At 66.4% G+C, this 25,477-nt stretch carries 23 protein-coding genes and 2 pseudogenes; 14 read left to right on the top strand and 11 right to left on the bottom strand.

Translation table 11 applies throughout. The features are described from left to right. The first annotated feature begins 181 nt into the window (after nucleotides 1-181). The 4 genes from OMK73_RS33315 to OMK73_RS33300 all read left to right on the top strand — a co-directional run bounded on the left by OMK73_RS33315 (nucleotide 182) and on the right by OMK73_RS33300 (nucleotide 2,956). Entirely contained in the window at nucleotides 182-748 is a 567-nt protein-coding gene (locus tag OMK73_RS33315; protein ID WP_267605741.1) for a putative colanic acid biosynthesis acetyltransferase, read from the top strand. After that, a complete protein-coding gene (locus OMK73_RS33310; RefSeq protein WP_267605740.1) occupies nucleotides 729-1,196 on the top strand; it encodes a glycosyltransferase family 2 protein in 468 nt (155 codons plus the stop codon). The genes OMK73_RS33315 and OMK73_RS33310 overlap by 20 nt, the downstream gene beginning before the upstream one ends. Then, nucleotides 1,175-1,750, top strand: coding sequence for a hypothetical protein (locus OMK73_RS33305; protein WP_267605739.1), 576 nt, complete (start codon nucleotides 1,175-1,177; stop codon nucleotides 1,748-1,750). The genes OMK73_RS33310 and OMK73_RS33305 overlap by 22 nt, the downstream gene beginning before the upstream one ends. 603 nt (nucleotides 1,751-2,353) lie before the next feature. Next, nucleotides 2,354-2,956: a helix-turn-helix domain-containing protein gene (locus tag OMK73_RS33300; RefSeq protein ID WP_006160260.1), complete on the top strand. Its 603-nt coding sequence runs from the start codon at nucleotides 2,354-2,356 to the stop codon at nucleotides 2,954-2,956. A gap of 186 nt (nucleotides 2,957-3,142) precedes the next feature. Here the strand turns inward: OMK73_RS33300 and OMK73_RS33295 are convergent, their stop codons facing one another. Both OMK73_RS33295 and OMK73_RS33290 read right to left on the bottom strand, forming a co-directional pair. Next, nucleotides 3,143-4,219 carry an ornithine cyclodeaminase gene (locus tag OMK73_RS33295; RefSeq protein WP_267605738.1) on the bottom strand — a complete coding sequence of 359 codons (1,077 nt, stop codon included), beginning with the start codon at nucleotides 4,217-4,219 and terminating at the stop codon, nucleotides 3,143-3,145. A 70-nt stretch (nucleotides 4,220-4,289) separates the two neighbouring features. Then, nucleotides 4,290-5,188: pseudogene (locus OMK73_RS33290) on the bottom strand (dimethylarginine dimethylaminohydrolase family protein). A gap of 204 nt (nucleotides 5,189-5,392) precedes the next feature. On the opposite strand from OMK73_RS33290, the gene OMK73_RS33285 reads away from it, so the two are divergent. Then, on the top strand, nucleotides 5,393-5,815 hold the full coding sequence (locus tag OMK73_RS33285; protein ID WP_006160263.1) for an Lrp/AsnC family transcriptional regulator: 423 nt from the start codon (nucleotides 5,393-5,395) through the stop codon (nucleotides 5,813-5,815). 15 nt (nucleotides 5,816-5,830) lie between these two features. Here OMK73_RS33285 and OMK73_RS33280 read toward each other — a convergent pair whose 3' ends face one another. Further along, nucleotides 5,831-7,570 carry a chloride channel protein gene (locus OMK73_RS33280; protein ID WP_267605737.1) on the bottom strand — a complete coding sequence of 580 codons (1,740 nt, stop codon included), beginning with the start codon at nucleotides 7,568-7,570 and terminating at the stop codon, nucleotides 5,831-5,833. Nucleotides 7,571-7,750: 180 nt separating this feature from the next. Between OMK73_RS33280 and OMK73_RS33275 the strand changes: the two genes are divergently transcribed. Further along, the gene (locus OMK73_RS33275; protein ID WP_267605736.1) at nucleotides 7,751-8,920 is read left to right on the top strand and encodes an HPP family protein; all 1,170 of its coding nucleotides are present in this window, start codon (nucleotides 7,751-7,753) and stop codon (nucleotides 8,918-8,920) included. 12 nt (nucleotides 8,921-8,932) lie between these two features. On the opposite strand, the gene OMK73_RS33270 is transcribed toward OMK73_RS33275, so the two are convergent. The 8 genes and pseudogenes from OMK73_RS33270 to OMK73_RS33235 form a co-directional block, all read right to left on the bottom strand. Further along, nucleotides 8,933-10,300, bottom strand: coding sequence for a nucleobase:cation symporter-2 family protein (locus tag OMK73_RS33270; RefSeq protein WP_267605735.1), 1,368 nt, complete (start codon nucleotides 10,298-10,300; stop codon nucleotides 8,933-8,935). A 354-nt stretch (nucleotides 10,301-10,654) separates the two neighbouring features. Further along, nucleotides 10,655-11,671 (bottom strand): aromatic ring-hydroxylating oxygenase subunit alpha, encoded by a 1,017-nt coding sequence (locus tag OMK73_RS33265; protein ID WP_267605734.1) that lies wholly within the window; start codon nucleotides 11,669-11,671, stop codon nucleotides 10,655-10,657. Between the two features lie 66 nt (nucleotides 11,672-11,737). Continuing rightward, nucleotides 11,738-11,989 carry a hypothetical protein gene (locus tag OMK73_RS33260; protein WP_267606608.1) on the bottom strand — a complete coding sequence of 84 codons (252 nt, stop codon included), beginning with the start codon at nucleotides 11,987-11,989 and terminating at the stop codon, nucleotides 11,738-11,740. A gap of 114 nt (nucleotides 11,990-12,103) precedes the next feature. After that, nucleotides 12,104-12,965 (bottom strand): annotated as a pseudogene (locus OMK73_RS33255) (NAD(P)/FAD-dependent oxidoreductase); the annotation flags it as partial. 3 nt (nucleotides 12,966-12,968) lie between these two features. Continuing rightward, nucleotides 12,969-13,136, bottom strand: a complete 168-nt coding sequence (locus OMK73_RS33250; RefSeq protein ID WP_267605733.1) for a rubredoxin — start codon at nucleotides 13,134-13,136, stop codon at nucleotides 12,969-12,971. Then, the gene (locus tag OMK73_RS33245) at nucleotides 13,102-14,559 is read right to left on the bottom strand and encodes a molybdopterin cofactor-binding domain-containing protein (protein WP_267605732.1); all 1,458 of its coding nucleotides are present in this window, start codon (nucleotides 14,557-14,559) and stop codon (nucleotides 13,102-13,104) included. The genes OMK73_RS33250 and OMK73_RS33245 overlap by 35 nt, the downstream gene beginning before the upstream one ends. Next, entirely contained in the window at nucleotides 14,487-15,467 is a 981-nt protein-coding gene (locus tag OMK73_RS33240; RefSeq protein ID WP_267605731.1) for a molybdopterin cofactor-binding domain-containing protein, read from the bottom strand. The genes OMK73_RS33245 and OMK73_RS33240 overlap by 73 nt, the downstream gene beginning before the upstream one ends. After that, nucleotides 15,464-15,868 carry a (2Fe-2S)-binding protein gene (locus tag OMK73_RS33235; protein ID WP_267605730.1) on the bottom strand — a complete coding sequence of 135 codons (405 nt, stop codon included), beginning with the start codon at nucleotides 15,866-15,868 and terminating at the stop codon, nucleotides 15,464-15,466. The genes OMK73_RS33240 and OMK73_RS33235 overlap by 4 nt, the downstream gene beginning before the upstream one ends. Nucleotides 15,869-16,082: 214 nt before the next feature. Between OMK73_RS33235 and OMK73_RS33230 the strand changes: the two genes are divergently transcribed. From OMK73_RS33230 to OMK73_RS33195, 8 genes are all read left to right on the top strand, one after another. Beyond that, on the top strand, nucleotides 16,083-17,000 hold the full coding sequence (locus OMK73_RS33230; protein ID WP_267605729.1) for a LysR substrate-binding domain-containing protein: 918 nt from the start codon (nucleotides 16,083-16,085) through the stop codon (nucleotides 16,998-17,000). Between the two features lie 828 nt (nucleotides 17,001-17,828). Continuing rightward, the gene (gene ltrA, locus OMK73_RS33225) at nucleotides 17,829-19,058 is read left to right on the top strand and encodes a group II intron reverse transcriptase/maturase (RefSeq protein ID WP_267605728.1); all 1,230 of its coding nucleotides are present in this window, start codon (nucleotides 17,829-17,831) and stop codon (nucleotides 19,056-19,058) included. A 202-nt stretch (nucleotides 19,059-19,260) separates the two neighbouring features. After that, complete coding sequence (gene iscB / locus OMK73_RS33220) at nucleotides 19,261-20,664, top strand: RNA-guided endonuclease IscB (RefSeq protein WP_267605727.1); 1,404 nt, start codon at nucleotides 19,261-19,263, stop codon at nucleotides 20,662-20,664. Then, nucleotides 20,664-21,788, top strand: coding sequence for an AI-2E family transporter (locus tag OMK73_RS33215; protein WP_267605726.1), 1,125 nt, complete (start codon nucleotides 20,664-20,666; stop codon nucleotides 21,786-21,788). The genes iscB and OMK73_RS33215 overlap by 1 nt, the downstream gene beginning before the upstream one ends. Then, entirely contained in the window at nucleotides 21,785-22,453 is a 669-nt protein-coding gene (locus tag OMK73_RS33210) for a paraquat-inducible protein A (protein WP_267605725.1), read from the top strand. Before OMK73_RS33215 ends, OMK73_RS33210 begins: the two co-directional genes overlap by 4 nt. Beyond that, entirely contained in the window at nucleotides 22,450-23,184 is a 735-nt protein-coding gene (locus tag OMK73_RS33205; RefSeq protein WP_267605724.1) for a paraquat-inducible protein A, read from the top strand. Before OMK73_RS33210 ends, OMK73_RS33205 begins: the two co-directional genes overlap by 4 nt. Before the next feature lie 36 nt (nucleotides 23,185-23,220). After that, nucleotides 23,221-24,813, top strand: a complete 1,593-nt coding sequence (locus OMK73_RS33200) for an intermembrane transport protein PqiB (RefSeq protein WP_324291836.1) — start codon at nucleotides 23,221-23,223, stop codon at nucleotides 24,811-24,813. After that, nucleotides 24,813-25,460, top strand: a complete 648-nt coding sequence (locus OMK73_RS33195; RefSeq protein WP_267605722.1) for a PqiC family protein — start codon at nucleotides 24,813-24,815, stop codon at nucleotides 25,458-25,460. The genes OMK73_RS33200 and OMK73_RS33195 overlap by 1 nt, the downstream gene beginning before the upstream one ends. Nucleotides 25,461-25,477: the final 17 nt, after the last annotated feature.

Here is a 25,477-nt window from a genome sequence, read left to right as displayed (position 1 = left end):
TTCACCCCTTCCCGCGCGCTTTGCACCTTGCCGTGCCTGGCGCGGCCGGTGCGGGACAAAGCCTGGCTTCGGCCGGGTTCGGCGACCGCGGTGCTGGCCCGCACCGTGGTCGCCTCCATGGCTGCCGGGCCTTGCCGTGCCGTGTATCGAGAAGCCGCCAACCAGCAGGAGCGGACCGACGATGATCCTTCAAGGAAACGACCCGACTACCGGGGCTTCGTTTTCGCTGGGCAACCGGATTCAGCGCCAGCTCTGGCACTGGGTCTGGTTGTGCCTGTTCCGGCCAAGCCCACGCCCGCTGCATGCGTGGCGCTCGGCGCTGTTGAGGTTGTTCGGGGCGCGGCTGGGCCCGCATGTGCATATCTATCCGGGCGTGAAGATCTGGGCGCCGTGGAACCTGCGCGTGGGCAGCCATGTCGGCGTGGCCGATGGCGTCACGCTGTACAACATGGCGCCGATCGACATCGGCGATTTCTGCGTGGTCTCGCAGGGCGCGCACCTGTGCACCGGCACGCACGACTACAACAGCGCCAACTTCCAGCTGGTAGCCCATCCCATCGTGCTCGCGGCGCACGTGTGGATCTGCGCCGAAGCCTTTGTCTCGCCGGGTGTGACGCTGGCCGAGGGCGCGGTGATCGCGCCGCGCGCGGTGGTCGGCAAGAGCCTGCGCACGCCATGGACCGTCTACGCGGGCGTCCCGGCCCGCGCCATCAGCACGAGAGTCAGACATGCCAAGTCTTCAGCCTAGCCAGCCCATGCAAGCGCCGGGCATCTCCGTGCTGATCCTGACCCGCAACGAGGAGCAGGACCTGCCGGGCTGCCTGCAAAGCGTGGCGTGGTCGGACGACATCCATGTGTACGACTCGATGAGCACCGACGCCACGGTGGCGATCGCGCAGCGCTTTGGCGCGCATGTCACGCAGCGCGTCTTCGACAACTGGGCCAGCCACCAGAACTGGGGCCTGCAGCACATCGGCTTTCGCCATCCCTGGGTGTTCTACATCGATGCCGACGAGCGCATGACGCCCGAGCTCGTGGCGCAAGCCCAGGCCGCGGTGCGCGCGGCGCGCGACGAGGTCGCGTTCCGGGTGCAGCGGCGCGACTTTTCCTCGACACCTGGCTGCGCCATGTACAGACATCCCCCTTCTACCTGCGTTTGTTCCGGCCGCAATGCATGCGCTACGAGCGCCTGGTAAACCCTGTATCGATCCCCGATGGCCCGGTCGGCGAGCTGACCGGCTATCTCGACCACTACCCCTTCAGCAAAGGCGTAGCCCACTGGATCACGCGCCACAACAACTACAGCGGGCTGGAGGCGATGCAGATCATCGAGAACCGGCGCGGCAAGGCAGCGTTCAGCCTGGCCGAAGCCCTGTTCGCGACGGATTTCCACCGGCGCCGCGCGCACCAGAAAGCGTTGTTCTTCCGCCTGCCGATGCGCCCCCTCGTCAAGTTCGCGATCCTGTACCTGGGCAAGCGCGGCTTCCTCGACGGACGGGCCGGTCTCACCTACGCCGTGCTGCAGTCGATCTACGAATACTTCATCGTGATCAAGACGCGCGAACTGGAGATGTCCATGACGCTGCCCGCGCCGGACCCGGAGTCCGTGTGCCCGGAAAGCGCGCCGGCAGCCGTGCGCCAAACCCTCCCGATAACGGGGATGGCAACAGATGGCGACGCGGAGCTCGGCAACATGCCAGTCGCATCGGCCAGGCAAACCGCGGCGGTGGCAGGTGGGCGAAATCCCTGACGGCACGCGAAATTGCTGCCTACGCCATATTTGTCAATTGATGAGGCGGAGTGGCCGCGCGGCCATGTCTGCCATATGTTTCAACGGGCTGGCTTAAAGCCAATGCCTGCCACCTCCGGGAACCCCCTGCGCCCGCGGCAGTCCTGAATATAAGGGCCGCGCGATACGCTGGCAGCCCGGTAAAAGCGCTTCGGATGTATGCAATGTTCGCTATAAATTCCCGCTCACCCGTGTCTGCCAAAACGCGGCAATATGCGTTTAAACACAGAAGTGGGAGCGATCGATGCGATTTCGAAATATTTGGCACGCCGACTGGCTGCTTATGTTCGATACCGCATATGATTCGAGGCTGGCATTCTTCCATCGGGAGAAGAAGGCACCAGTGACATAGATCACGCCATTGCATGACCGCGGGAGCACCTTCGCTCCCGCCGCCCCCAGACAGCGAGGGCAGGTCATGCGGGAGGCTTAACGGTGCCAGCATGCAAACGACTTCATTGCAGGCGTTCGTCTTGCGTTGCCAAGCCCAAACCAGCGCGGAAGGCTCGCGCTGTCACTGCTGCTTCTCTCGCAGTGCGGTGTGTTTAGTTAACGGGTGAACGGATGAAACTGGATTCAGAACTGGCTGAAAAGCCTTACTACAGTACGCGTACCGCCGCGAAGCTGCTCAATGTGTCATTAGGCACTGTGCAGAAGATGGTGGAACGCGGCGAACTCGGGGCCTGGAAGACCAACGGTGGCCACCGACGCATACATAAGGAGACCGTGCATCGCCTGCTGGCCACGCGCGTGGGGCAGGAGCTTCCTTCTGTGCATGAACTCGACCTGGTGGTGTTCCACCCGAACCACCAGGAAGCCCAACGCATCCACGCGCAACTGGGCAAATGGGGCTTGCCCCTGAAAAGCGTGGTGGTGGAGGACGTGGTGGATACCATCATTACTTCGGTCAGCTCGCATCCGCGAGTGGTGCTGTACTACGTGGAAGAACTCACTGACGCCGAGTCGGCCACCATCGAGAAGCTGCAAAACTTCTTTGCGCGCCAGAATGTCATCTTCGCCGTGATCACCAACCGCCAGGCCTATGACGGCGTGGCCGATGCGCTACAGCAATGGGGCATCATGGTGTTCCTGAAGACGCCCTCGCTGGAAGAAGTCAAAGGCTTCCTGCGCGCGCAACTGATGATGACCCGAGGCGCAGCCGGCTGATCACCCGGCACATCGCCACGACCCTATCCAGGACGTTTCACCGGCAGCTATCTGCCCGGCCGTCACCCGGCCGCCCGGCCTGCCTTGCCCGTTACCCGTGGGCGTGGCACTCGCTATAAACCGCACACTACAACGCCGCAGTCTCGTGACCCGCACGACTGCGGCGTTGTTGCATCTGCCACCGCTTCAGGCCAGCGCGGCGAGCGGCTCGCGCGCGGGCTGCGGCACCCCGGCGTCCAACATCCAGCCATAGAGATTGCGCGGATCCGGCGGCGTCGCCACCAGTTCCACGTGGCTGCCGCGATGCTGCGCGTGGGCCGCGGCATGGAGCCAGCGCAGCGCGGAGTAATCCTCCAGCGCAAACCCCACCGAGTCGAACACCGTGACCTGCCCCGTTTCGGTGCGCCCGGCCGCCCGGCCGGAGAAAATCTCCCACAACTCCGTCACCGGCGTATCCGGCGGCAATTGCTGGATCTCGCCTTCGATGCGCGTCTGCGGCGCGTACTCGACCACGATGCGCGCCTGGCGCAGGATGTCCGGGTGCAGTTCGGTCTTGCCCGGGCAATCGCCGCCTACCGCATTGATATGCACGCCGGGGGCGACCAGGTCAGGCGTGAGGATGGTGGCCCGCGTCTTGTCCGCGGTCACGGTGCTGATGATGTCGGCACCCTGCACTGCTGCACGCACCGAGTCCGCCGCCACTACCTTCAGCCCCTGCACGCCTGCCAGGTTGTACGCGAGCCGCGCGGTCGCGGCCGGATCGATGTCGTAGGCGCGGATCTCCCGGATGCCCACCATGGCATGGAAGGCCAGCGCCTGGAACTCCGCCTGCGCGCCGTTGCCGATCAGCGCCAGCGTGGCGGCGCCGGGCCGCGCCATCACCTGCGCGGCCAGCGCCGACGTGGCGCCAGTGCGCAACGCGGTGGCGAGCGTGAGGTCGCACAGCAGCAACGGGAAGCCGCTCTCCACTTCCGCCAGCGCGCCAAAGGCCATCACCGTCGGCATGGCGTTCTGCCCATTGCGCGGATGGCCGTTAACGTACTTGAATGCGTATTGCACGCCGTCGCTCACCGGCATCAGCTCGATCACGCCGTCGACGGAGTGCGTGGCCAGCCGCGCGGATTTATCGAATGCGTCCCAGCGCACAAAATCCTGGTGGATATGATGCGCCATCTGCGCGATGGCGTTGGCGACGCCCGTGGCGCGCACCAGCGCCGCCACATCGGCGGCGTCCAGAAAGCGGGTCATGGCGATCTCCTTCATGGTGTTCTCCCTGATTGGCGTTACTTGGCTCTGTTTGCCTCGGTTCTAGTTTTTGCCCGGCCGGCCCATCTCATGCCGCCACCGCGGCGCCATCGGCCGCGACGATCCCCTGGGCCGGCCCGCTGGTGCGGTCCAGGCGCAGCGTCATGCAGTAGGCGCCGCCGCCGGACAGCATGTACGGCGACAAGTCCACCTCGCGCAACTGGTAGCCGCGCTGGCCCAGTTCGGCGCGCAGGTGCGGCGTGGTGCGCGTCATCACCACCTGGTCATGCAGGTTGACCGCATTGACGCTGAAGTGGCGCAGATCATCCTCGCTCGCCTCGATGCGCAGGCTGGCCGGCACGCGCTCGCGCAAGGTGCGCAGGGCGTCCCGCGTAAAGGCGGGCGGGTAGTAGAGGATCTCGCCGCCGGACAGCGGGCAGAAGCACACGTCGAGGTGATAGCTCTGCGCCGTGGCGAGTTCCAGCGCCACCACCTCGCGGCCGAAATGGCTCGCCATGGCTTCGGCCGCTGCACGCGAAGAGCGCGGGCCGAAGCCGGCCCAGAAGTGGCCGCGCACGGCATCCCAGATGCAGTCGCCGGCGCCCTCCTGGTAGCAGCCTTCCGGCAGCAGGCTGACGGAGTCGATCAGGCCGCGCTCGCGCAGGCCCTCGAAGATGCGCGCAAAGGCGCTTCCTCGCCGGCCCGTTGCGGATAGCGAAAGCGCGCCAGCACGGCGTGGCCATCCAGCACCACGGCGGCATTGGCAGGGAACACCATGTCGGGCAGGCCCGGGGCGCCGGGTGCGGTTTCCACCGCGAAGCCAGCTGCCTGCAAGGCAGCATGCAGGGATTCGAAGGATGCCACCGCGTTGCGATGCATGCCGCGCGGGTCGCTAGCCCAGAGGCCGGGGTCCATCCACGGGTTGATGCTGTACGACACGTCGTAGTGGGTGGGCTCGACAAGCAGGATGGTGGGCTGGTTGATCACGCTGGCTCCTTTAGGTGGTGGGTGACGGGGTCAGTGAATGCGCTGGGATGCCTGCATTCTGGTGCACTGCCGCGCTAACTAAAAGCCAGCAAGTTGCGCAATTTGCCTGTACTGTATTGCAAAACGCCAACTAGAATTGGCGAATCGCCAGCCACGACGATCGTGCAGGCAAAAGCACCCCCTCGCCCGCCCACAGGAACCACCATGGACGACACCGACCGCCAGTTGCTTGCCCTGCTGCGCGACAACGCGCGCACGCCGGCCACCGCTCTGGCCAAGGCGCTGCGCGTCTCGCGCGCCACCGTGCAGAACCGCATCGACAAGCTGGAAAAGGAAGGACTGATCGTGGGCTACACGGTGCGGCTGAAGCCCGAAGCCGAGGCGCACCGCATCCGCGCCTGGATGACCATCGCGGTGGAAGGCAACAAGGCGCGCGCGGTGCTGCAGGCGCTGCGCGGCGAGCCCAATGTGCAGGCCATGCACACCACCAACGGGCGCTGGGACATCATTGCCGAGCTGCGCGCGGATTCGCTGGAGGCGTTCGACCGCACGCTGGACCGCATCCGGCTGATCGACGGCATTGCCGCCACGGAGACCAGCATCCTGCTGTCGAGCTACAAGCTTTGAGCGGCGCGGGAGCGCTTACGCCGCGGCAGCGCCGCGCAGCCGTTCGCGCCGGGTTTCCTCGTGCAGCACCTGGCCGCTGGGGCCCAGCAGGTCGCGCAGCGAGACCACGCCGACCAGCCGCATGGAATCCAGGTCGGCCACCACCGGCAGCCGGCTGACGCCGAGCTCCGCCATGCGGCCCGCCGCGATGCGCGCGGTCTGCGCCGGCAGCAGCACCTGGTGCGGCTGCAGCGGCGCCATCAGCGCGCGGCCGGCCTCCATCGATGCCTCCGTCCCGCGCAGCGCATTGCGCTCCAGCATGCCGACCACACGCTCTGCGCACACCACGGGATAGCCGCGATGCGGTGCCTGCTCGCCAAAGTGCCTGGCCCACAAGACGTGGACCGGCTGCTCGCCGTCCACGCTCACCACGGCCGTCGTCATCAAATCCGCCACGTGCTGGCGCTCGAGCGGATCCACGCCATACTCGCGATAGATATGCAGGCCGCGGCGCGCGATCTTCTCGGTCATGATCGAGCGCTTCATGGTCAGCACCGTGAAGCCGTGCGCCACCGCCACGGTCAGCAGCAGCGGCAGCAATGCGTTGCTGTCATGCGTCAGGCCGAAGGCAAAGACGATGGCGGTCAGCGGCGCGCCAAGCACGCTGCCCAGCACGCCCGCCATGCACACCAGTGCCCACAACGCCGGCGAGGCGCCGGGCAGCCACGGCGCGAGCGCCACGCCAAGGCCCGCGCCCAGCATCAGCAGCGGGGCCAGCACGCCACCCGAGGTGCCTGACCCCAGCGCGGCAACCCAGATAATGGCCTTGACCGTCAGCAGCGCCACCGCCACGCCGATCGCCATGCGGTTGTGCAACAGGTCCGCGATCACGTCATAGCCCACGCCCAGCGCGCGCGGCTCGAAGTACCCGCCGATGCCAACCACCAGCCCGCCGATTGCCGGCCACCACATCCAGTGCAGCTTGAGCCTGGAGAACTGGTCCTCGGTGCGATAGAGCGCCAGCGTCAGCACGGCGCCCAGCATGCCGCAAAGCAGGCCGGCAACCATGCACGAGCCCAGCGCCATGTTGCTTGCCGGCGCGGTGTGCAGCGCAAACAAGGGACCGGGCTCGAACACCATCGTGCGCAGGAAGCCGGCTACGGCGCAAGCCAGCGCCACCGGCAGCAGGCTGCGCGGGCGCAGCTCGAACAGCAACAGCTCCACGGCCAGCAGCACCGCCGCCACCGGCGTGCCGAAGATCGCCGTCATGCCGGCGCACGCGCCCGCCACCAGCAGCGTCTTGCGCTCGGCCGCGGTGAGATGCAGGTACTGCGCAAGCAGCGAGGCGATCGAGCCGCCGGTCATGATGATCGGGCCCTCCGCGCCAAACGGCCCGCCGCTGCCGATCACGATGCCGGACGACAGCGGCTTGAGCGCCGCCACCCGGGGCGACATCTTGCTTTTGCCGAACAGCACGGCCTCGATGGCCTCCGGGATGCCGTGGCCACGGATCTTGTCGCTGCCATAGCGCGCCATCAGGCCCACCAGCAAGCCACCCGCCACCGGGACGGCGATCACCCATGCCCCCAGCGCATGCTGCGCCGGCGAGCGCTCCGCCAGCGACAGCGTCTGATAGAAAAAGAGGTTGGTGAAGAACCGGATCAGGTTTAGCAGCAGCACGGCAGCCGCCGTGCTGATCGCCCCGATGAGCGGCGCCAGCGCGGCCAGCAGGAGCAGCCGGCGGTCGACGGCGTAGTCGCGTTTTTCGAAGTGCATGGTGAGGATTGGGCAAATGTGGCGAAGGACGTGGCGCGGATTGCGGGACGAACACGGTCCGCGGAAAACGGAATGTATCATGCCATGATATATTTGCGCGCTGGATTCCAGGGCACTATCCCAAGTCGATCCAGGTGCGCTATTGCACGCATTTCCCGCACAACCCGAACAAAAAGACCCATGCCGCCATCCCAGGCCCCCTCCTTAGCCGACTTCCCGCCAGGCCGGGCACGTGCGTGGCTGCGCGCGTTTGCCCCCACTCCCATCACCGCCGGCCGCCGCGAACGCATCAAGAGCTGCATCGGCGCGCTGCTGGGCCTGCTGATCACCGAATGGATCAGCCGTCACCTGCTCGGTGGCTTCAACCCCTGGTTCATTGCCCCGATGGGCGCCTCCGCGGTGCTGCTGTTCGCCGTGCCGGCGAGCCCGCTGGCGCAGCCGTGGTCCATCATCGGCGGCAACCTGGTGGCGGCGCTGATCGGCGTGGCCTGCGCGCGCTGGATCCCCGAGCCTGGGCTGGCCGCCTCGGTCGCCGTGGCGCTGGCCATCGTCGCCATGTTCCAGCTGCGCTGCATGCACCCGCCCAGCGGCGCGGTGGCGATTACCGCGGTCTTCGGCGGCCACGCCGTGACCCAGCTTGGCTTTGGCTTCGTGGTGATGCCGGTCGCGGTCAACTCGATGCTGTTGCTGCTGGTGGCGCTGCTGTTCAACAACCTGATGCGCCGGCGCTATCCGCACCGCCCCGTCGAGCACGCCAACCCGCACCGCACCGCCGATCCGCTGCCGAGCGAGCGGGTGGGTTTCAACCGCAGCGATCTGGACGAAGTGCTGAAGGCCCGCGGCGAATTCCTGGATATCGAGGAAGACGACCTTGAAGACATCCTGGTGGCCGCGCAGCTGCGGGCGTATCGCCGGCGCTTCGGCGATGTGCGGTGCGGGGACATCATGTCGCGGGACGTGGTGACGGTGCAGCCCGGGCAAAGTGGCGTGGAGGCGCGGGCCCTGTTGTTCAAGCATGGGATCCAGGCATTGCCGGTGGTGGACGGGCAGCGGCGGCTGCTTGGCATGCTTGGTTTGGCGGATCTTCTTGCTGCGCGGGGCGACGCTGCGGGGCAGGTGCGAGTTGGCACTGCCGGGGACCTGATGCACACCGGGATGGCCACGGCCCGGGTGGAGCAGCCCATGGTGGATCTGGCGCGGGCGTTTTCCGATGGCGGCCTGCATCAGGTGCCGGTGGTGGATGCCCAGCAGCGGCTGCTGGGCATCGTCACGCAATCGGACCTGATCGCCGCGCTGCTCGAACAAGGCCCGCCGGCAAAAGTGGAACCCGCCCAGCAGCCGGCAAGCTGAACGGCAGGGGCGCTAGCGGCTCGGCTGCAACCCGCCCGCCGCCGGCACCGCATGGGCATCGACGCACGGAATGCCGTTGAACAGCAGGTTCAATGCCACCGACATCACGCAAGCCAGCAAGATGCTGCTGTGCATGATGGGCTGCAACCAACCTGGCAATTGGTTGAACAGCGTGCCCGAGAACGTGGGCAGCAGCGAGATGGCCAGCGTGGCGGCAACGATATACACGTTATGCCGCGTGCCCTCGAAATCCACCCGCGCCAGCGTGCGCACGCCCGCTGCGGTGACCACGCCGAACATGAACAGCCCTGCCCCGCCCAGCGCCGGCAGAGGAATGGAAGCGACTACCGTGGCCAGCTTGGGGAACAAGCCCAACGCGCACAGGATCACGCCCGCTGCCACCACGACCCAGCGGCTCTTGACGCCCGTCACCACCAGCAGGCCGATGTTCTGGCTGTAGATGGTGTACGGAAAGCCGTTGAGCGCCCCACCGATCACGCTGGCCAGGCCGTTGGCCCGCAGGCCATCCGTCATCTCGCCCGCACTCAGCGGCTTGTTCACGACATCGCCAATCGCCAGGAACAAACCCATCGACTCGATCATGATGATGATCATCACCACCACGATGGTGAGCGTGGCCACCACATCGAACACCGGCCAGCCGAAATAGAAGGGATGGATCACGTCGAGCATCGGCGCCTCGGCAACCCCATGGAAATCCACCATGCCAAAGGGGATCGCCACCAGCATGCCGGCCGCCAGCGCCAGCAGCACGGAGACGTTGGACCAGAACCCCTTGAGCCATTTGTTGATGACCAGGATCAGCGCGAACACGAAGCCCGCCAGCGCCAGGTTATGCGGCGCGCCGAAATCCGCCGCGCCGCGTCCGCCGCCGACCCAGTTCACGCCCACCGGAAACAGCGACAGCCCCACCACCATGACGATGGACCCGCCGACGATGGGCGGGAAGAAGCGCAGCAGCCTGCCGAACACGGGCGCCAGCAGCATGGTGATCACGCCGCCCGCCATTACCGCGCCGATCACCGCCGGCAAGCCGAGCGCCGGGTTCGTGGCGATGACAAGGATCGGCGGAATGGCGCTGAAGGCCACGCCCTGCATCACCGGCATGCGCACGCCAAAGCGCCAGAAGCCGGCGGCCTGCAGGATGGTGGCGATGCCGCAGGTGAAGAGGTCGGCGTTGATCAGGACCGCCACCGCCTCCTTCGGCAGCTTGAGCGCGCTGGCGATGATCATCGGCACCGCGATGGCGCCGACATACATCACCAGCACGTGCTGGAAGCCCAGCATCACCAGCGGCCCGGGGGCGGGCACCTGGTCGACTGCGGCCGGCCTGTCGCCGGTCAGGTCTTGGGTGTTCATGGGGTTGTCTCCTCTTGTGCCGTTACGTGAGATCACGCGACATCTATGGGAATTGGCTTCTACGGACTTTGGTGTGAACCCGTTGCGGCGCAAATCCGGCGCTGTTGTAGCTCCCCTCTCCCGCGCGGCAGGAGAGGGGTTGGGGGAGAGGGCGGGCATCCGCAAGAGCGAGGCGCTTCACCTTGAGCTAGCGCCCACCCTCTCCTCGGCCCCTCTCCCATTTCATGGGAGAGGGGAGCAAACCGGCGTATCGCATCGCATTGATCGACCCACGCAAGTCCGATGAACCCAGAAAAGAAAACCCCGGCACCTGACTAGCGCCCAGCAGGCGCCGGGGCAAGGTCAGCAAGCTTCCTACAGGTGCACCTCCTTCTCGCCGTGCGCCTGCAGCAGCGCCATCAGCTTCTTGCGCATCACCAGCCCGGGCTTGTCGGACGGCATGTGGAACTCCATGCGCCGCGTGGTATCGATGGGCGCGTCATAGTCCGTGGCTTCCAGGATCTCCTTGTCCTCGCGCGTGACCGCGTGGTCGAACTTGACCAGTTCCTCGGCCGGCGCCTGCTGCTCCGTGTCGTTGCGGTACAGCCACTGGACCATCATCGTGCTCTTGTCGTCGATGGGCGTGGCGCAGTTGACGATGGTGTGCACCAGGCCGTTGGGATAGGTGCAGCCGAAGCGGCGCGAGAACGGCATGTACCAGTTGTCGTGCAGGTGGCGGATGGTCTCCGGCTCCTTGCTGCCGGTGAGCAGCCAGCTATCCGGCGGGTTCATGATGGGCACCGAGCGGCGCGACTCGAAGCCCCACGCGTTCTCGACGATCTCGATGTCCGCCGGCTTGGGGCTGGCGAACTTGCCGAAGGTGTTCTTGTGCACGAAGCTGAAGTGCGCGTTGTCGAACGAGTTTTCCATGAAGCGCAGGCCGCTGCATTGCCAGCGTTCGTAGAACTGTGGAATGCGGCGCAATGAAGGATCGTTGCCTTCGGGGATGTCGGGGATATCGGTCAGCGGGTCTTCCAGCGCCACCCACACGTAGCCGTAGCGCAGCTTGCAGTGGTAGTTCGCCACGCGCGCGTTGGCGGGAATCATGTTCTGCGGCATCTGCGGAATGCGCACGCACTTGCCGCTGCAGTCGTAGGACCAGCCGTGATAGCCGCAGCACAGCAGGCCGTCCGAATCCACATAGCCCTTGGAGAGCTTGGCGGTGCGGTGGCAGCAGCGGTCGCGCACGGCCGCGGGCGTGCCATCGGCCCCGCGCCAGATCACGATGTCCTCGCCCAGCAACGTGAACGGCTGCGGGCCGTTGTCGAGCATGGATTCGGGAATGACCGCGTACCAGAAGCGCCGCAGGACCGGCTGTTGGGTGACAAGCATTGGGAAGTCTCCTCTCGTATTGTCGAGTGTGGGTTGTGCAGGCGTGCAGCTCGTTGTGTTCTTGCTTCAGGCTGGCGCGGCTGGCGTGGCTGGCGCCGGCAGCCAGTCGCGGATCTGTTTGGCCAGTGCGCCCTTCTCCGCCACCGCCTTGCCCAAGAGCGCGAATCCGGTCAGGCCGCCTTGCGTATCGCGGAACAACGCGCGCAGGCCAGCGCCGGCTTCCTCCGCCGCCTGGGATTCGATCTCCCAGTTGCCCGCGCCAGCCAGCGCGGGCGAAACCAACGCCGGCAGCACAGGCGTTTTCACCACCACCGGCATGGCGGGATAGCTCAGCGGCGTAGGCGTGCCAGCGAGCGTGCGGGCCAGTGCGCGGGCGGCCTGCATCAGCGGCATCACGTAGGGCAGCACCAGGCCGTCGACCTCCGCGCAGTCGCCCAGCGCGTAGACCGCTGGCGCGCTGGTGCGCAGCAGGCGGTCGACCACGATGCCGCGTGCTGTGGCAATGCCGGCGTCTTGCGCCAGCGCCACGCGCGGCAACAGCCCGGTGGCAGACAGCACCACGTCGGCCACGATCTGCGCGCCACTCGCCAGTTGCACCGCGAACGCGCCGTCGCGGCGATGCACCGCGACCGGCATCTCGCCGAGGTGCAGGCGCACGCCGAGGCCGCGCAGCGCGCCGGCCATCAGCTCGCCCGCCTCGCCCGGCAGCAGCCGGCCGAGCGGCCACGCGGCGGGATCGACCAGCTCCACTGCGAAGCCGCCCGCGTGCAGGTCGTTGGCGAACTCGCAGCCGATCAAGCCGGCACCGAGGATGGCCACGCGGCGCTTGCCTTGCAGCGAGGCGTAAAAGCGCGTGTAGTCGGCGAGATCGTTGACGGTCTGCACCGCATCGGCACCATCGCCTTGCAAGCCCGGCGCGCGCTTGCGCGCCCAGCGCCAGCACCAGTTGTCCGTAGCGCAGCGCTTGCCCGTCGACCAGCACGGTGCCCGCGCTGGTGTCGATGGCCGTTGCGTCGGCATGCGTCAGCACGCGTGCGTTGAGTTGCGTGGCCATCTTCTGTGCGCTGGCGATGGCGAGTGCGGCGGGCGCCTTGTTGGCGGCCAGCGCGTTGGACAGCATCGGCTTGGAGTACGACTCGCCGCCGTCGCGCGTGACGATGACCAGCGGCGTCGCGCTGTCGAGCTTGCGGAACTCGCGCGCGAGCGTGTAGCCGGCCAGGCCGGTGCCGAGGATGACCAGCGGCAAGGCTCGATGTGCTTCAGCGTGGATGGCGTCGTTCGCGTCGTTGGTCATGGCTCAGGCCACCACTTCCATCTCGAACTCTGCCTTGCTCACGCCGCAGTCCGGGCACAGCCATTCGTCGGGGATGTCTTCCCAGCGCGTGCCGGCGGGAAAACCATGTTCGGGCATGCCGAGCGCTTCGTCATATTCAAAGCCGCATACCATGCATTTCCATTTTGTCATTTGCGTTGCTCCGTGTTCGGGTTGTGCATGTTCGTTGGTGTTGTCGAGGGCGGCGGCTCAGGCCAGCACGAACGGCGTGGCGCGCAGCCGTTTGCCGGTAGCCGCAAAGATGGCGTTGCCGATCGCGGGCACCACCGGCGGATTGGACAGTTCGCCAACGCCACCGGGCTGCCTGCCTGAGGGCGGCATCACCACGATCTCCAGCGCGGGCGCGTCGCTCATGCGCACCACCGGGTAGTCGTGGAAGCTTGCTTTGCTTCACGCCGCCGTTCTCGATATGCACCGCGTTCATCAGCGCGGTGGACACGCCCCAGTAGATGCCGCCGGCCAGTTGCTGGCGCACCGAGCTGGGATCGACGCACAGGCCGCAGTCCACCACGCAGGTGATCTTGTGCACGGTGATGGCGCCGTTCCTGACGCTGACATCGGCCACGATGGCGATATAGCTCTTGTAGCCTTCGTAGGTGGCCACGCCCAGGCCACGACCCTCGCGGCCCTTGCCCGGTTTCACGCCGGCTTTCCAGCCCGCCAGCGCGGCGGCGCGGTCGAGCACCGCGACATGCTCGGGCTTGCCTTGCAGCAGCTTGCCGCGCAGCGCCACCGGGTCCTGCGCGCTGGCATGCGCGGCTTCGTCGATCAGGCTTTCGATGGCGAAGATATTCGGCACGTAGCTCACCGCGCGCCACCACCACACCGGGAAGCCCGGCTCGTGGCGCACCCAGGCCAGGTCGAGCGCCGGTACCTGGTAGTAGAAATCGTCGCGCATGCCCTCGGTACAGCTCGGGTCCACCGGCACCTTGGCCAGGAAGCCGGGATCGTCCGGCTCCTTGATCGACGGCACCACGGCGCGCAGGCTGAACGCCTGCACATTGCCGGCCGCGTCCAGCGCGGCGCGCGCCTTGTGCACGCTGGCGCTCTGGTAGTAGAACGCGTGCATGTCGTCTTCGCGGCTGTAGAGCAGCTTGACAGGGCGGCCCATGCGCTTGGCGATATAGGTCGCTTCCAGGATGATGTGCAGCCCTTCGCGGGCGCCGAAGCTGCCGCCGGCTTCGGTCAGGTGGATCTTCACCTTGTCGCGCGAGATGCCGGCGATGGTTTCGGCCGCCTGCGCGCAGCGCGACGGCACCTGCACGCCGCCCCAGTACTCCACCGCATCCGGCCTGACCCACGCCACGATGCTGAGCGGCTCCATCTGCGCGTGCGCCTTGTAGGGCATGGTGTAGACCGCTTCCACGACCTTGGCGGCGCCCTGGAAGGCGGCATCGGCATCGCCCTTGGCCTTGGACTTCTTGCCCGGCTCGTCCACGCGCGCGGCCATGGTGCGGATGGCGGCCTCTGCGCTGAAGTCCTTCATCTCGCTGTCGCCCCACGCCACCTTGAGCACCTGGCGCGCGCGCTGCGCGGCCCAGAAATGATCGGCCACGATGGCCACGCCGGGCTGGCTGGCGCCGTTGATGGACGCGCGGCGGGCGCGTCGGGACGGAAATGCGCGATCACTTCCGGAATCTCGGTAGCGAACACATCGCGCACGCCGGGCAGCGCCTTGACCTCGGCGGCGTTGAAGGACACCACCCGCGCGTTGACCACCGGCGCGTGCACCACGATTGCGGTCAGCATGTCCGGCAGCTTGATGTCGATGGCGTAGCGCGCGCGGCCGGTAAGCTTGTCGGCCACGCGGTAGCTGCTGCGCTCCTTGCCGATCAGCACGAATTCGTCGGGCCGCTTGAGCGTGACCTCCGCCGGCACCGGCAGCCGTGCCGCGCCTTCGGCCAGTTCGCCGTAGGTTAGGCGCCGTCCGCTGGCCGCGTGGATCACGGCGCTGGCCGCGGTCTTGCAGGTGGCCGGCTCGACCGCCCAGCGCCGCGCGGCTTCTCCGACCAGCATGGCGCGCGCGGTGGCGCCCGCGCGGCGCAGCGTATTCCACTCCAGCGGCACGCTGGTGCTGCCGCCGGTGGCGTGCATGCCCCACAGCGGATGCAGGTAGGCCTTGGCGAGCGGATCGTCGGGCTGGATCACCTGCACGGTGGCCCAGTCGGCATCCAGCTCCTCGGCCAGCATCAGGCCCAGCGCGTTCTTCACGCCGGTGCCGCTGTCGTACTTGTGCACCACCAGCAGCACGCGGTTGTCGGGCGTGACGCGCACCCAGGCATTGGGGGCGAAGTTGCCGGCCGCGCTGTCGGTGATGGGCGCGGCGCCAGCGTTGCGGATGAACTGGCCAGCACTGCCGATCTCCAGCAGCAAGCCGCCGGCGAGAGCGGCGCCGGCTTGCAGGAAACGGCGGCGCCCGCCATTGGCAGGGGTGGCATCGATGAGGTCGAGATCGCGCGTCATGCTGCCTTGCCTCCACGCAGTTCGGCGGCGGCGCGATGGATCGCGCGGCGGATGCGGTCGTAGGTGCCGCAGCGGCAGATGTTGCCGGCCATGGCGGCGTCGATATCGCTGTCGGTGGGGTTGCGCTTGCGGGCCAGCAGCGCGGCGGCCGACATTAGCTGGCCGGACTGGCAATAGCCGCATTGGGGCACGTCCTCGGCTTGCCAGGCTTTCTGCACCGCGTGCAGCGCATCGGGCTGGCCCAGGCCTTCGATGGTGGTGACCCGCTTGCCCGCCACGTTGGACACCGGCGTCTGGCAGGCCCGCACCGGGGCGCCGTCCACATGCACCGTGCAGGCGCCGCACAGGCCCATGCCGCAGCCGTACTTGGTGCCGGTGAGGTCGAGTTCGTCGCGCAGCACCCACAGCAGGGGCGTATCGCTGGGGCTTGCACGGCGCGCAGGGCGCCGTTGACTTTGATGGGGGTCATTGTTTTCTCCTTGCTCCGCCGTCTGTCGCTGTTAATCGCTGCTTATCGCTGTCTTGGGGGCTGGCGGGCCGTCTTGAAGCAAAGACTAGCTGCGCCAAATCCATATGTGAAATATGATTTGAGAATCTTTTCCATACGAAAACCATATGGATATCCGCCAGCTCCGCTATTTCATCGCCGTCGCCGAGGAGGGCAACTTCAGCCGTGCCGCCGAGCGCCTGCATATTTCCCAGCCGCCGCTGAGCCAGCAGATCAAGTCGCTGGAGGCGTCGCTCGGGGTCATCCTGTTCGAGCGCGGCCGCCTGGGCGCGCGCCTGACCCGGGCGGGCGAGGCGCTGCTGATCCGGGCGCGCGACATCGTGGCCGACCTGGACTCGACCCGGAAAATGGTGCTGCGCGTGGCCGACGGGCTGGAGGGCTACCTGCGCATCGGCATCATCAATTCGGTGATGTATGGTCCCCTGCCACGTACCATGCGGCTGTTCCAGGAGCGCAATCCGGCGGTGGAATGGACCCTGCACGAGATGCTGCCCGACCAGCAGGGCGAGGCGCTGGCGCGCGGCCAGATCGATGTGGGCTTTGCGTCCAGCGCCACCGAGCGGGAGGAGTTGCGCTCGATCCGGGTCTATCCGCAGCCGCTGATGGCCGCGTTGCCGGCCGGCCATCCACTGGCGGCGAGCGGCCGGATCCGGCTGAAGGCGCTGGCGGCGGAGCCGTTTGTGGTCCTTAATACGCAAAGCCCGGTGATCCGCAACCTGCTGGCCGCCTGCGTGCGCAATGGCTTCCAGCCGCGCGTGCTGCACGAGTCGGTGGATCCACAGACAGTGCTGAGCCTGGTGGGCGCAGGCGTGGGGGTGAGCGCGCTGCCGCGCTCGCTTTCAGGCGCGCCGCGGGAGGACGTGGCCTTCGTCACGCTGGACGAGCCGGGGCTGGCCGCGGACCTTTACGCCACCGTACGGCGCGACCACGGCCTGCCCGCGCTGGACCGCTTTCTCGCGCTGCTGGAAGATGTCACCGAGGTATGGCATCGTGAGACGTTCGGGGAAGGACTGCGAAGCACATAGCGCGCCAGGCATCCCGCAATGCAGCATCTCAGCCGTCTCAAAACGGCCCGCCTCCGGCGGCCTACGGGTTTTCCTATATATTGACGCCGTCCACGTCACACCGGCAGTCCAGGAGAAGCGCCCGGTCAACTACCCCGGCCTAAAGGCCGGAGCTTGCAAAGGCAACTGAACAAGCTCGGGTTGACCAGGCAAAGCGGTAACCAACCCGCTACGTTGCGAATAGGTGCAAGGCCAACGTGGGGATGCTTCCTCAGTCCCAACCTCTTGAAGCTCCGGTTGCAGACAAGCGACAGGGTGTGTGTCACGAACACGGGTGAGAGCCCGTGGTGCTGTACCAAAGATGGGAGAAGGCCTCCCGGAGTCGGCCTGCAGGGGCAGGCTCCAAACCGCCCGGTGCTGCTGTGCCCAAAAGGCACGGTGGTGAGCGACCGGGGAAAAGTCACTCCGTGAGGGTGGCAGGTACGTATTGGGAAGATGAGCGAAAGCAAACCGACCGATGACGCATCGTAACTTGTATAGACACTGTCAAAACTGGAGGTGACCTTGTCCTCCAGGATCAGCCGGGAGGAAACCTGCTTACGGGCCCGGTGGCAGTCGGTGTATAGGTGGCATGAGCCCAATACAGGCTTTGGTATGGAACGTGAGAACCTTGCTTCGGATGTGAAGGGAAAAGACAAATGGCAGACACCATGAGGATGAATACCGATGCCGGAGCGAGGGGCGGAGCTGCCCGTAGTAGTGTTGAAGTTCCTGTAATGGGAATGGAGCAAAGGGGCAGCGTTATCCTGCTGACGAGTGTTGCCAACCGGCAAGGCCGGGATGAGTGACATGAGCCCAGCAAAACCGTATTGCATTGCGAAGCGGGTGGTATGGGAGGCGTACCAGCTGGTGAAGGCCAACCGTGGCGCTGCGGGTGTGGACGATGAAACAATCGCCATGTTCGAGCAGAACCTGTCGGGCAACCTCTACAAGGTGTGGAACCGGATGTCGTCGGGGGCGTATTTCCCGCCGCCGGTGAAACAGGTGGAGATACCAAAGGCCACGGGTGGCACGAGAAAGCTGGGCGTGCCCACAGTATCTGACAGGGTCGCCCAGACGGTGACCAAACTCATGATCGAGCCGATCCTTGATCCGGTATTCCACGAAGATTCCTATGGGTACCGGCCGGGCAAGTCGGCGAAACAGGCGATTGCCGTGACGCGAAAGCGTTGCTGGAAATACGACTGGGTTGTTGAGTTTGACATCAAGGCGGCGTTTGACCAGATCGACCATGCGCTGCTGATGAAAGCAGTGCGGCGCCACATCAGGGAAGACTGGATCCTGCTGTACGTTGAGCGGTGGCTGTGCGCGCCGTTTGAAACCGCGGACGGGGAGCAGATACCCCGCACGAGGGGTACACCCCAGGGAGGCGTAGTCAGTCCGATCCTGATGAACCTGTTCATGCATTATGCGTTTGACAACTGGATGAAGCGGACGTATCCGCAGTGTCCGTTTGCCCGATACGCCGATGATGCGGTGGTCCACTGCCGCACGGAAGCAGAGGCGAAGGCCGTGATGGAGGCAATAGCCTCGAGGCTGGCGGACTGTGGGCTGACGATGCATCCAGAGAAGTCGAAGATTGTGTACTGCAAGGACAGTAACCGTCCCGGTTCGTATCCCGACGTGCAGTTCACGTTCCTGGGTTTCACGTTCCGACCTCGTGAGGCGCTGAACAGACACAACCGGCGATTTACCAATTTTTTGCCGGCGGTGAGCAAGGAAGCGCTGAACCGAATGAGGCAGACGGTGCGGAACTGGCGGCTGCACCGCCGGACTCCAGCAACGCTGGAGGAACTCGCTGAGTTCTGCAATCCGGCAATTCGTGGGTGGCTAAGCTACTACGGGGCATTCCATCGATCTGCGATGCGCGAGTTGGCGCGTTATGTTGACCGTCGACTTGTGACGTGGGCCCGGCGCAAGTACAAGACGCTGTCGTGGCACAAGCTGCGCGGCGTGGCGTGGCTGGGCAGGATGAAGGATATCTATCGTGGACTGTTTACCCACTGGCGGGTTGCTTAGGGTGTGGTTGGATAACGGGAGCCGTATGACGCGAGAGTGTCACGTACGGTTCTGCGAGAGCCTCGGGGTGCGACTCCCCGGAGCTACTCACCAAGCACGAAACGGATCGGGGCAGATCGCCGGTTCGCAACATTGCCGAGGGGAGACCTCCCAACGGGAGGCGTCACCAGGCCCGTAAGGGCAGCTTTTAGGAGAGATTGCCTTGGCAGTCTTTGTGTTAGACAGGAGCGGCAATCCGCTCATGCCCTGCAGTGAGAAGCGGGCGCGGCTGTTGCTGGCGCGCGGCCGCGCACGCGTGCACCGCGTGATGCCGTTCGCTATCCGCATAGTGGATCGGCGGACAGCGGACTGCGTCCTGCAACCGGTCCGTCTTAAACTCGATCCCGGTAGCAAGGGAACCGGCGTGGCCATCGTGCGTGAGGTCGAGTCCTGCGGCGGCGAGGCGGGCCGGCGTGTCGCCGTGCTGTCGCTAGTGGAACTGATACACCGCGGCGCGCAGATCAGCCTGAACCTGACGGCCCGCAGGGCTATGCGCCGGTCGCGACGCGGGCGGAAGACGCGGTATCGCGCTGCCCGATTCGACAACCGCCGTAAGCCGGCAGGCTGGCTAGCGCCGAGCCTACAACACCGTGTGCAGACCACGATGGCCTGGGTCCGCCGCTTGCGCGCACTCGCGCCGATCACCGCCATCAGCACCGAACTCGTCCGCTTCGACATGCAGGCGATGCAGAACGCCGAAATCTCCGGCGTCGAGTATCAGCAGGGCGAACTGGCCGGCTATGAGGTCCGCGAATACCTACTAGAGAAATGGGGCCGGCAGTGCGCGTACTGCGATGCCCGCGATATGCCGCTGGAATTGGAACATATCGATGCCCGGGCAAACGGAGGCTCGAATCGGGTCTCCAATCTGACACTGGCTTGCGTGCCTTGCAATAGGAAGAAGGCCGCTCGCCCGCTCTCTGATTTCCTGCGCAAGGACCCGGAGCGCCTCAGACGCATTCTGGCGAAGGCAAAGGCCCCGCTTCGCGACGCTGCCGCCGTCAATTCGACCCGGTGGGCGCTGTACAACGCGCTGAAGACCACGGGGCTTTCATTGGAGACGGGGTCGGGTGGCCGGACGAAGTACAACCGCCGACGCTTCGATCTGCCAAAGACGCACGCGCTGGACGCGGCGTGTGTTGGGGTGGTCGACTCTGTTTCAGACTGGCAAAAGCCCACGTTGGCTATCAAGTGCTCGGGCCGTGGCACTTACCAGCGCACGCGACTCACCGCATCAGGCTTCCCGCGCGGCTATTTGATGCGCAGCAAGCGGGCATTCGGCTTCCAGACCGGTGATATGGTGCGGGCCGATGTCCCGTCCGGAAAGAAGGTCGGTAGGCATATTGGGCGGCTGGCGATTCGCGCCACCGGATCCTTCAACATTCAGACCGTCGCTGGGGTCGTCCAAGGCATTTCTCACCGCTACTGCAAGATCATTCAGCGCGGCGATGGATATGGTTATTCACTCGTAGCGCAATCCACGAAGGAGAGCGGGCACAGGGGCGACGCTTCGCGTCGCGCGCTATCCCTCACCGGCCTGAAGGCCGATGTTTCCCGCGCGAACTGATGAATTCCGGCCAACTGATTGAAAAACTCGCCGCCATCTTTGCACTGATCGTGCTGATCGGCGGCTCACTGCTGGTGCTCGCGCCCTTTACCACCGCGCTGTTGTGGGGCGCCATCCTCGCCTTCAGCTCGTGGTACCCCTATACGGTGCTGTCGCGCTGGATGGGCAACCGGCGCAGCCTGGCGGCCCTGATCTGCGTGCTGCTGGCCGCGGTCATCGTGCTCGGTCCCTTTGTCTATGCGGGCGCCAGCGTCTCCGCGCACATCGACGAGCTGTCCGGCCTGGTCGACCAGTTCTTCGATCACGGCGCGCCCGCGCTGCCCGCATGGCTGACCGGCCTGCCCTATGTGGGCGACTACCTGCAAAGCTCCTGGGACAAGGTGATCCATGCCGACTCGGAGATGGTCGCCAACCTGCGCAAATTGATTGCGCCCGTGGGCCATGTGGTGCTGGGCGCCGGGCTGTCGATCGGCGCGGGGCTGGGCCAGCTGGCGCTGTCGATCGTGCTGGCATTCTTCTTCTACACCGGCGGCGAGTTCGCGGTGGCGTGGCTGCGCGCCGGCATGCGCCGCATTGCCGGCGAGCGCGCCGACCACCTGCTGGCGCTGGCCGGCAATACGGTCAAGGGCGTGGTCTACGGCGTGCTGGGCACGGCGTTCGTGCAGGCCCTGCTGGCCGGCATCGGCTTCTGGATCGCCGGGGTGCCCGGCGCCGCCATCCTCGGCTTCATCACCTTCTTCCTGTCCGTGATCCCGGTCGGGCCGCCGCTGGTGTGGATTCCCGCCGCGCTCTGGCTGTACCACACCGGCTCGCTGGGCTGGGCCATCTTCATGGTGGTGTGGGGCGTGGGCGTGGTCAGCATGGCCGACAACGTCATCAAGCCGCTCCTGATCAGCAAGGGCACCGACATGCCCCTGATCTGGGTGATGCTGGGCGTGTTTGGCGGCGCGCTGGCCTTCGGCTTCCTCGGCGTCTTCATCGGCCCGACGCTGCTGGCAGTGGCCTACGCGCTGCTGCGCGACTGGACCATCGGCTCGCAGCACCTGGCCGACCCGCCGCCAGCGCTGGCGCAAGGCAAGCCCATCACCACCGCCGAGGACGTGGCGGGTTCCGGCAAGGCATGAGCGAAACCAGCCGTCCCGAACCGCAACCGTTGGCGCCGCCCGCGCCCACCCAGGCCGAGCTGGCCCGGCTGGTGGCCTGCGAGTACTGCGATGCGGTCTACCAGCGCGCCGAGCTGGAGCCGGGCGAGCGCGCGCTGTGCCTGCGCTGCGGCGGCCAGCTCTACCGCGATAGCGCGCGGGCCTATGCCCGGCTGCTGCCGCTGGTGATTGCCGCGCTGATCCTGTTCATGGTGTCCAACGCCTATCCCATCGTCGAGATGGATCTCAAGGGCGTGCGCACCCAAACCACGCTGTGGGGCGCGGTGCAGGCGCTCTACGCGGACAACATGGCACTGGTGGCCGTGATCGTGTTCGCCACCACCATCCTGTTTCCCTTGTCCGAGATGCTGATGATGCTTTACCTGCTGGTGCCGATGGCGCGCCGCCGGATGCCGCCGGGCTTCGAGCGCATCGTGCGCGGCATCCAGCAAACCCGGCCGTGGGGCATGATCGAAGTCTTCATGATTGGCGTGCTGGTCACGCTGGTAAAGCTCTCCACCATGGCGCAGGTGTTGCCGGGCGTGGCGCTGTGGTCGTTCGCCGCGCTGGTGATCGTGCTGGCCGCGATGCTGTCGTTCGATCCGCGCGATCTCTGGCAGCACCTGGACGAGGAGCCGCCCCGATGAGCGCCCCAACCCCCAAGCTCCCGGTGGGCGCCGCCGCGCTAGCGCGCTCGCGCCGCCTGGCCGCCGAGGTGGTGGCGGAGCTGACCGACGACGACGAAACCAAGCCGCTGCCGCAGGTGCCCACCGCCACTTCGATGGGCCTGGTGTCCTGCCACGCCTGCGATGCGCTCAGCCCGCGCACGATGGAAGGCGAGCCCTGCCCGCGCTGCGGCGCCACGCTACATCACCGCAAGCCGAACAGCCTCACCCGCACCTGGGCGTTCCTGCTGTCCGCCTTCATCCTCTATCTTCCCGCCAACCTGCTGCCGGTGATGGTGACGCAGTCCATCCTGGGCACGCAGCGCGACACCATCTTCTCCGGCGTGGTCTACCTGTGGCTGTCGGGCTCCAACCTGCTGGCCATCGTGGTGCTGATCGCCAGCATCGTGGTGCCGCTGCTGAAGATGATCATCCTCACGCTGCTGCTGCTGTCCGTGCACTTCCGCTCGCGCTGGCGGATTCGCCAGCAGACCAAGCTGTACGGGCTGGTGGAACTCATCGGCCGCTGGTCGATGCTGGATATTTTCGTGGTGGCGCTGCTGGCTTCGCTGGTGCGGGCCGGGGCGCTCGCCACCATCATCCCGGGCGCCGGCGCCATGGCGTTCGGCTCCGTGGTGGTGCTCACCATGCTGGCTTCACTCAGTTTCGACCCGCGCCTGCTGTGGGATTCGATGGATACAAACGATGCCTGACCTTGACCCGTCTCCTCCTCTCCTTCCTCGCCGTCGCTGCCACCGGCGCCCGAGCGCCGCCGCCGAGCGCGCTGGCTGCCCTCGCTGGTCTGGCTGATCCCGATCGTGGCGGCGGTGGTTGGCCTGTCGCTGCTGATCCACACGCTCACCGAGCGCGGCCCCCAGATCACGGTCACGTTCCGCACCGCCGAGGGCCTCGTCCCAGGCAAGACGCCGGTACGCTACAAGGACGTGGACATTGGCCTGGTCAAGTCCGTGCGGCTCGCCGGCGACCGCTCGCACGTGATCGCCAGGATCGACCTGACCCAGGATGCGGCGAGCTTCTCCGCCAAGGACACGCGCTTCTGGGTGGTGCGCCCGCGCTTTGCCACCAGTGGCATCTCCGGGCTGGAGACGCTGCTGTCCGGCGCCTATATCGGCGTTGACGCCGGCAAGTCGGAGGAGCGCGTGCGCGACTTCACCGGGCTCGAAGTGCCGCCCGCCGTCACCACCGACGCCTCCGGCAAGCAGTTCGTGCTGCGCGCCACCGATCTCGGCTCGCTCGACATCGGCTCGCCGGTCTACTACCGCCGCGTGCAGGTCGGCCAGGTGGTGGCCTACCAGCTGGAGCCCAATGGGCGCGACCTGTCGCTGCGCGTGTTCATCAACAAGCCCTACGACAAGCTGGTCACGGCCGACTCGCGCTTCTGGCACGCCAGCGGCGTGGACATCAAGCTCGATGCCGGCGGCTTCAAGCTCAACACGCAATCGCTGGTGACGGTGCTGCTGGGCGGCGTGGCCTTCCAGGCCCCGGACGACTCCAAGGCAATGGATGCCGCCAACGAGAACACCCAGTTCCTGCTGGCCAGCGACCAGACCGAGGCGATGAAGGAGCCGGAAGAACTCGCGCCTTCGCTCGCCGTGCTGAACTTCGACCAGTCCGTGCGCGGCCTGTCACCCGGCGCGCCCGTGGATTTCCGCGGCGTGATCGTGGGCCAGGTGCGCTCGATCGGCATCGAATACCAGAGTGAGAAGAAGGCCTTCCGCCTGCCGGTGGTGGTGGAACTGTATCCCTCGCGCATGGGCTTTCGCGCGCGCGACGTGGAGGACATCAACCGCGCCCGCAATATCGTCCAGACGTTGATCAAGCGCGGCATGCGCGCGCAGTTGCGCACCGGCAACCTGCTGACCGGCCAGCTCTATGTGGCGCTGGACTTCTTCCCCAAGGCGCCGCCGGCCAGCGTCAACCCGGATGGCCCCATGCCTGAGCTGCCCACCACGCCGGGCGCGTTCGACGAGCTGCAGGCCAAGCTGGGCGATATCGTCAACAAGATCGACAAGGTGCCGTTCGACCAGATCGGCCAGGACCTGCGCACGTCGATGGCCACGCTCAACACCATGATGACCAGCGCCGACAAGCTGGTCGCCCAGCTCAATGGCGATGTGGCGCCGCAAGTGCTGGCCGCGCTGCAGGACGCGCGCAAGACGCTGCATTCCGCCAACGGCACGCTTGCCTCGGATGCGCCGCTGCAGCAAGACACGCGCCGCATGATGCAGGAGCTGACGCGCACCGCGGTGTCGCTGCGCACGCTGACCGAATACCTGGAACGCCACCCCGAAGCCCTGGTGCGCGGCAAGCCGGAGAAATGATGATGACCCGCATAGAGATGACCCGCCACCGCCCGTTGCTGCCCCTCTCGCTCGCCGCCGCGCTGCTGGCGGGCTGCGCCTCGCCCGATCCGCGCTACTACACGCTGGCCCAGGGTCCCGCTACCGCTACCAGCGCTGAAGGACAGGCCGCTGCGCCGGCGCGGGCGCCGCAGGCACAGCCGGTGTGGATCGAGGTTGCGCCGGTGCGGGTGCCTGAACGCCTCAACCGGCCACAGCTTGTGGTGCGTGACGGGAAGGATGGCAACGCGCTCAGGCTGCTGGACCTGTCGCGCTGGTCCGCGCCTCTGCCGGATGAGCTGCGCGACGCGCTGTCGCAGCAACTGCAGGCCAGGCTGGGTGCGGTCGATACCTACCAGCAAGGCTTGTCGGAAGTGGAGCCTGTGTTTCGCATCACCACCGAAGTGGTGCGGCTGGATGCGGACGTGGGCCAGCGCGCCGGCGCCGTCATCAATTGGACCGTGCGCCGCCTGCCCGACGGCAAGGTCAAGGCCGGCCGCACGCAGGCCGAGCTGCCCGCGCCGGGCGCGGTGGACGGTGTAGTGGCGGCTTACCGCCAGATCGTGGCCAGCACCGCGGACGATATCGCGGCCGGCGTGGAAACACTGCGCCGAGGCACGGTAAAGTAGTGGCGCGGCGGGACGCA

It is taken from the genome of Cupriavidus sp. D39 (assembly GCF_026627925.1).
In the GTDB taxonomy this organism is placed as follows: Bacteria; Pseudomonadota; Gammaproteobacteria; order Burkholderiales; family Burkholderiaceae; genus Cupriavidus; species Cupriavidus ulmosensis.
This window is presented reverse-complemented; position numbering and strand designations above follow the sequence as displayed.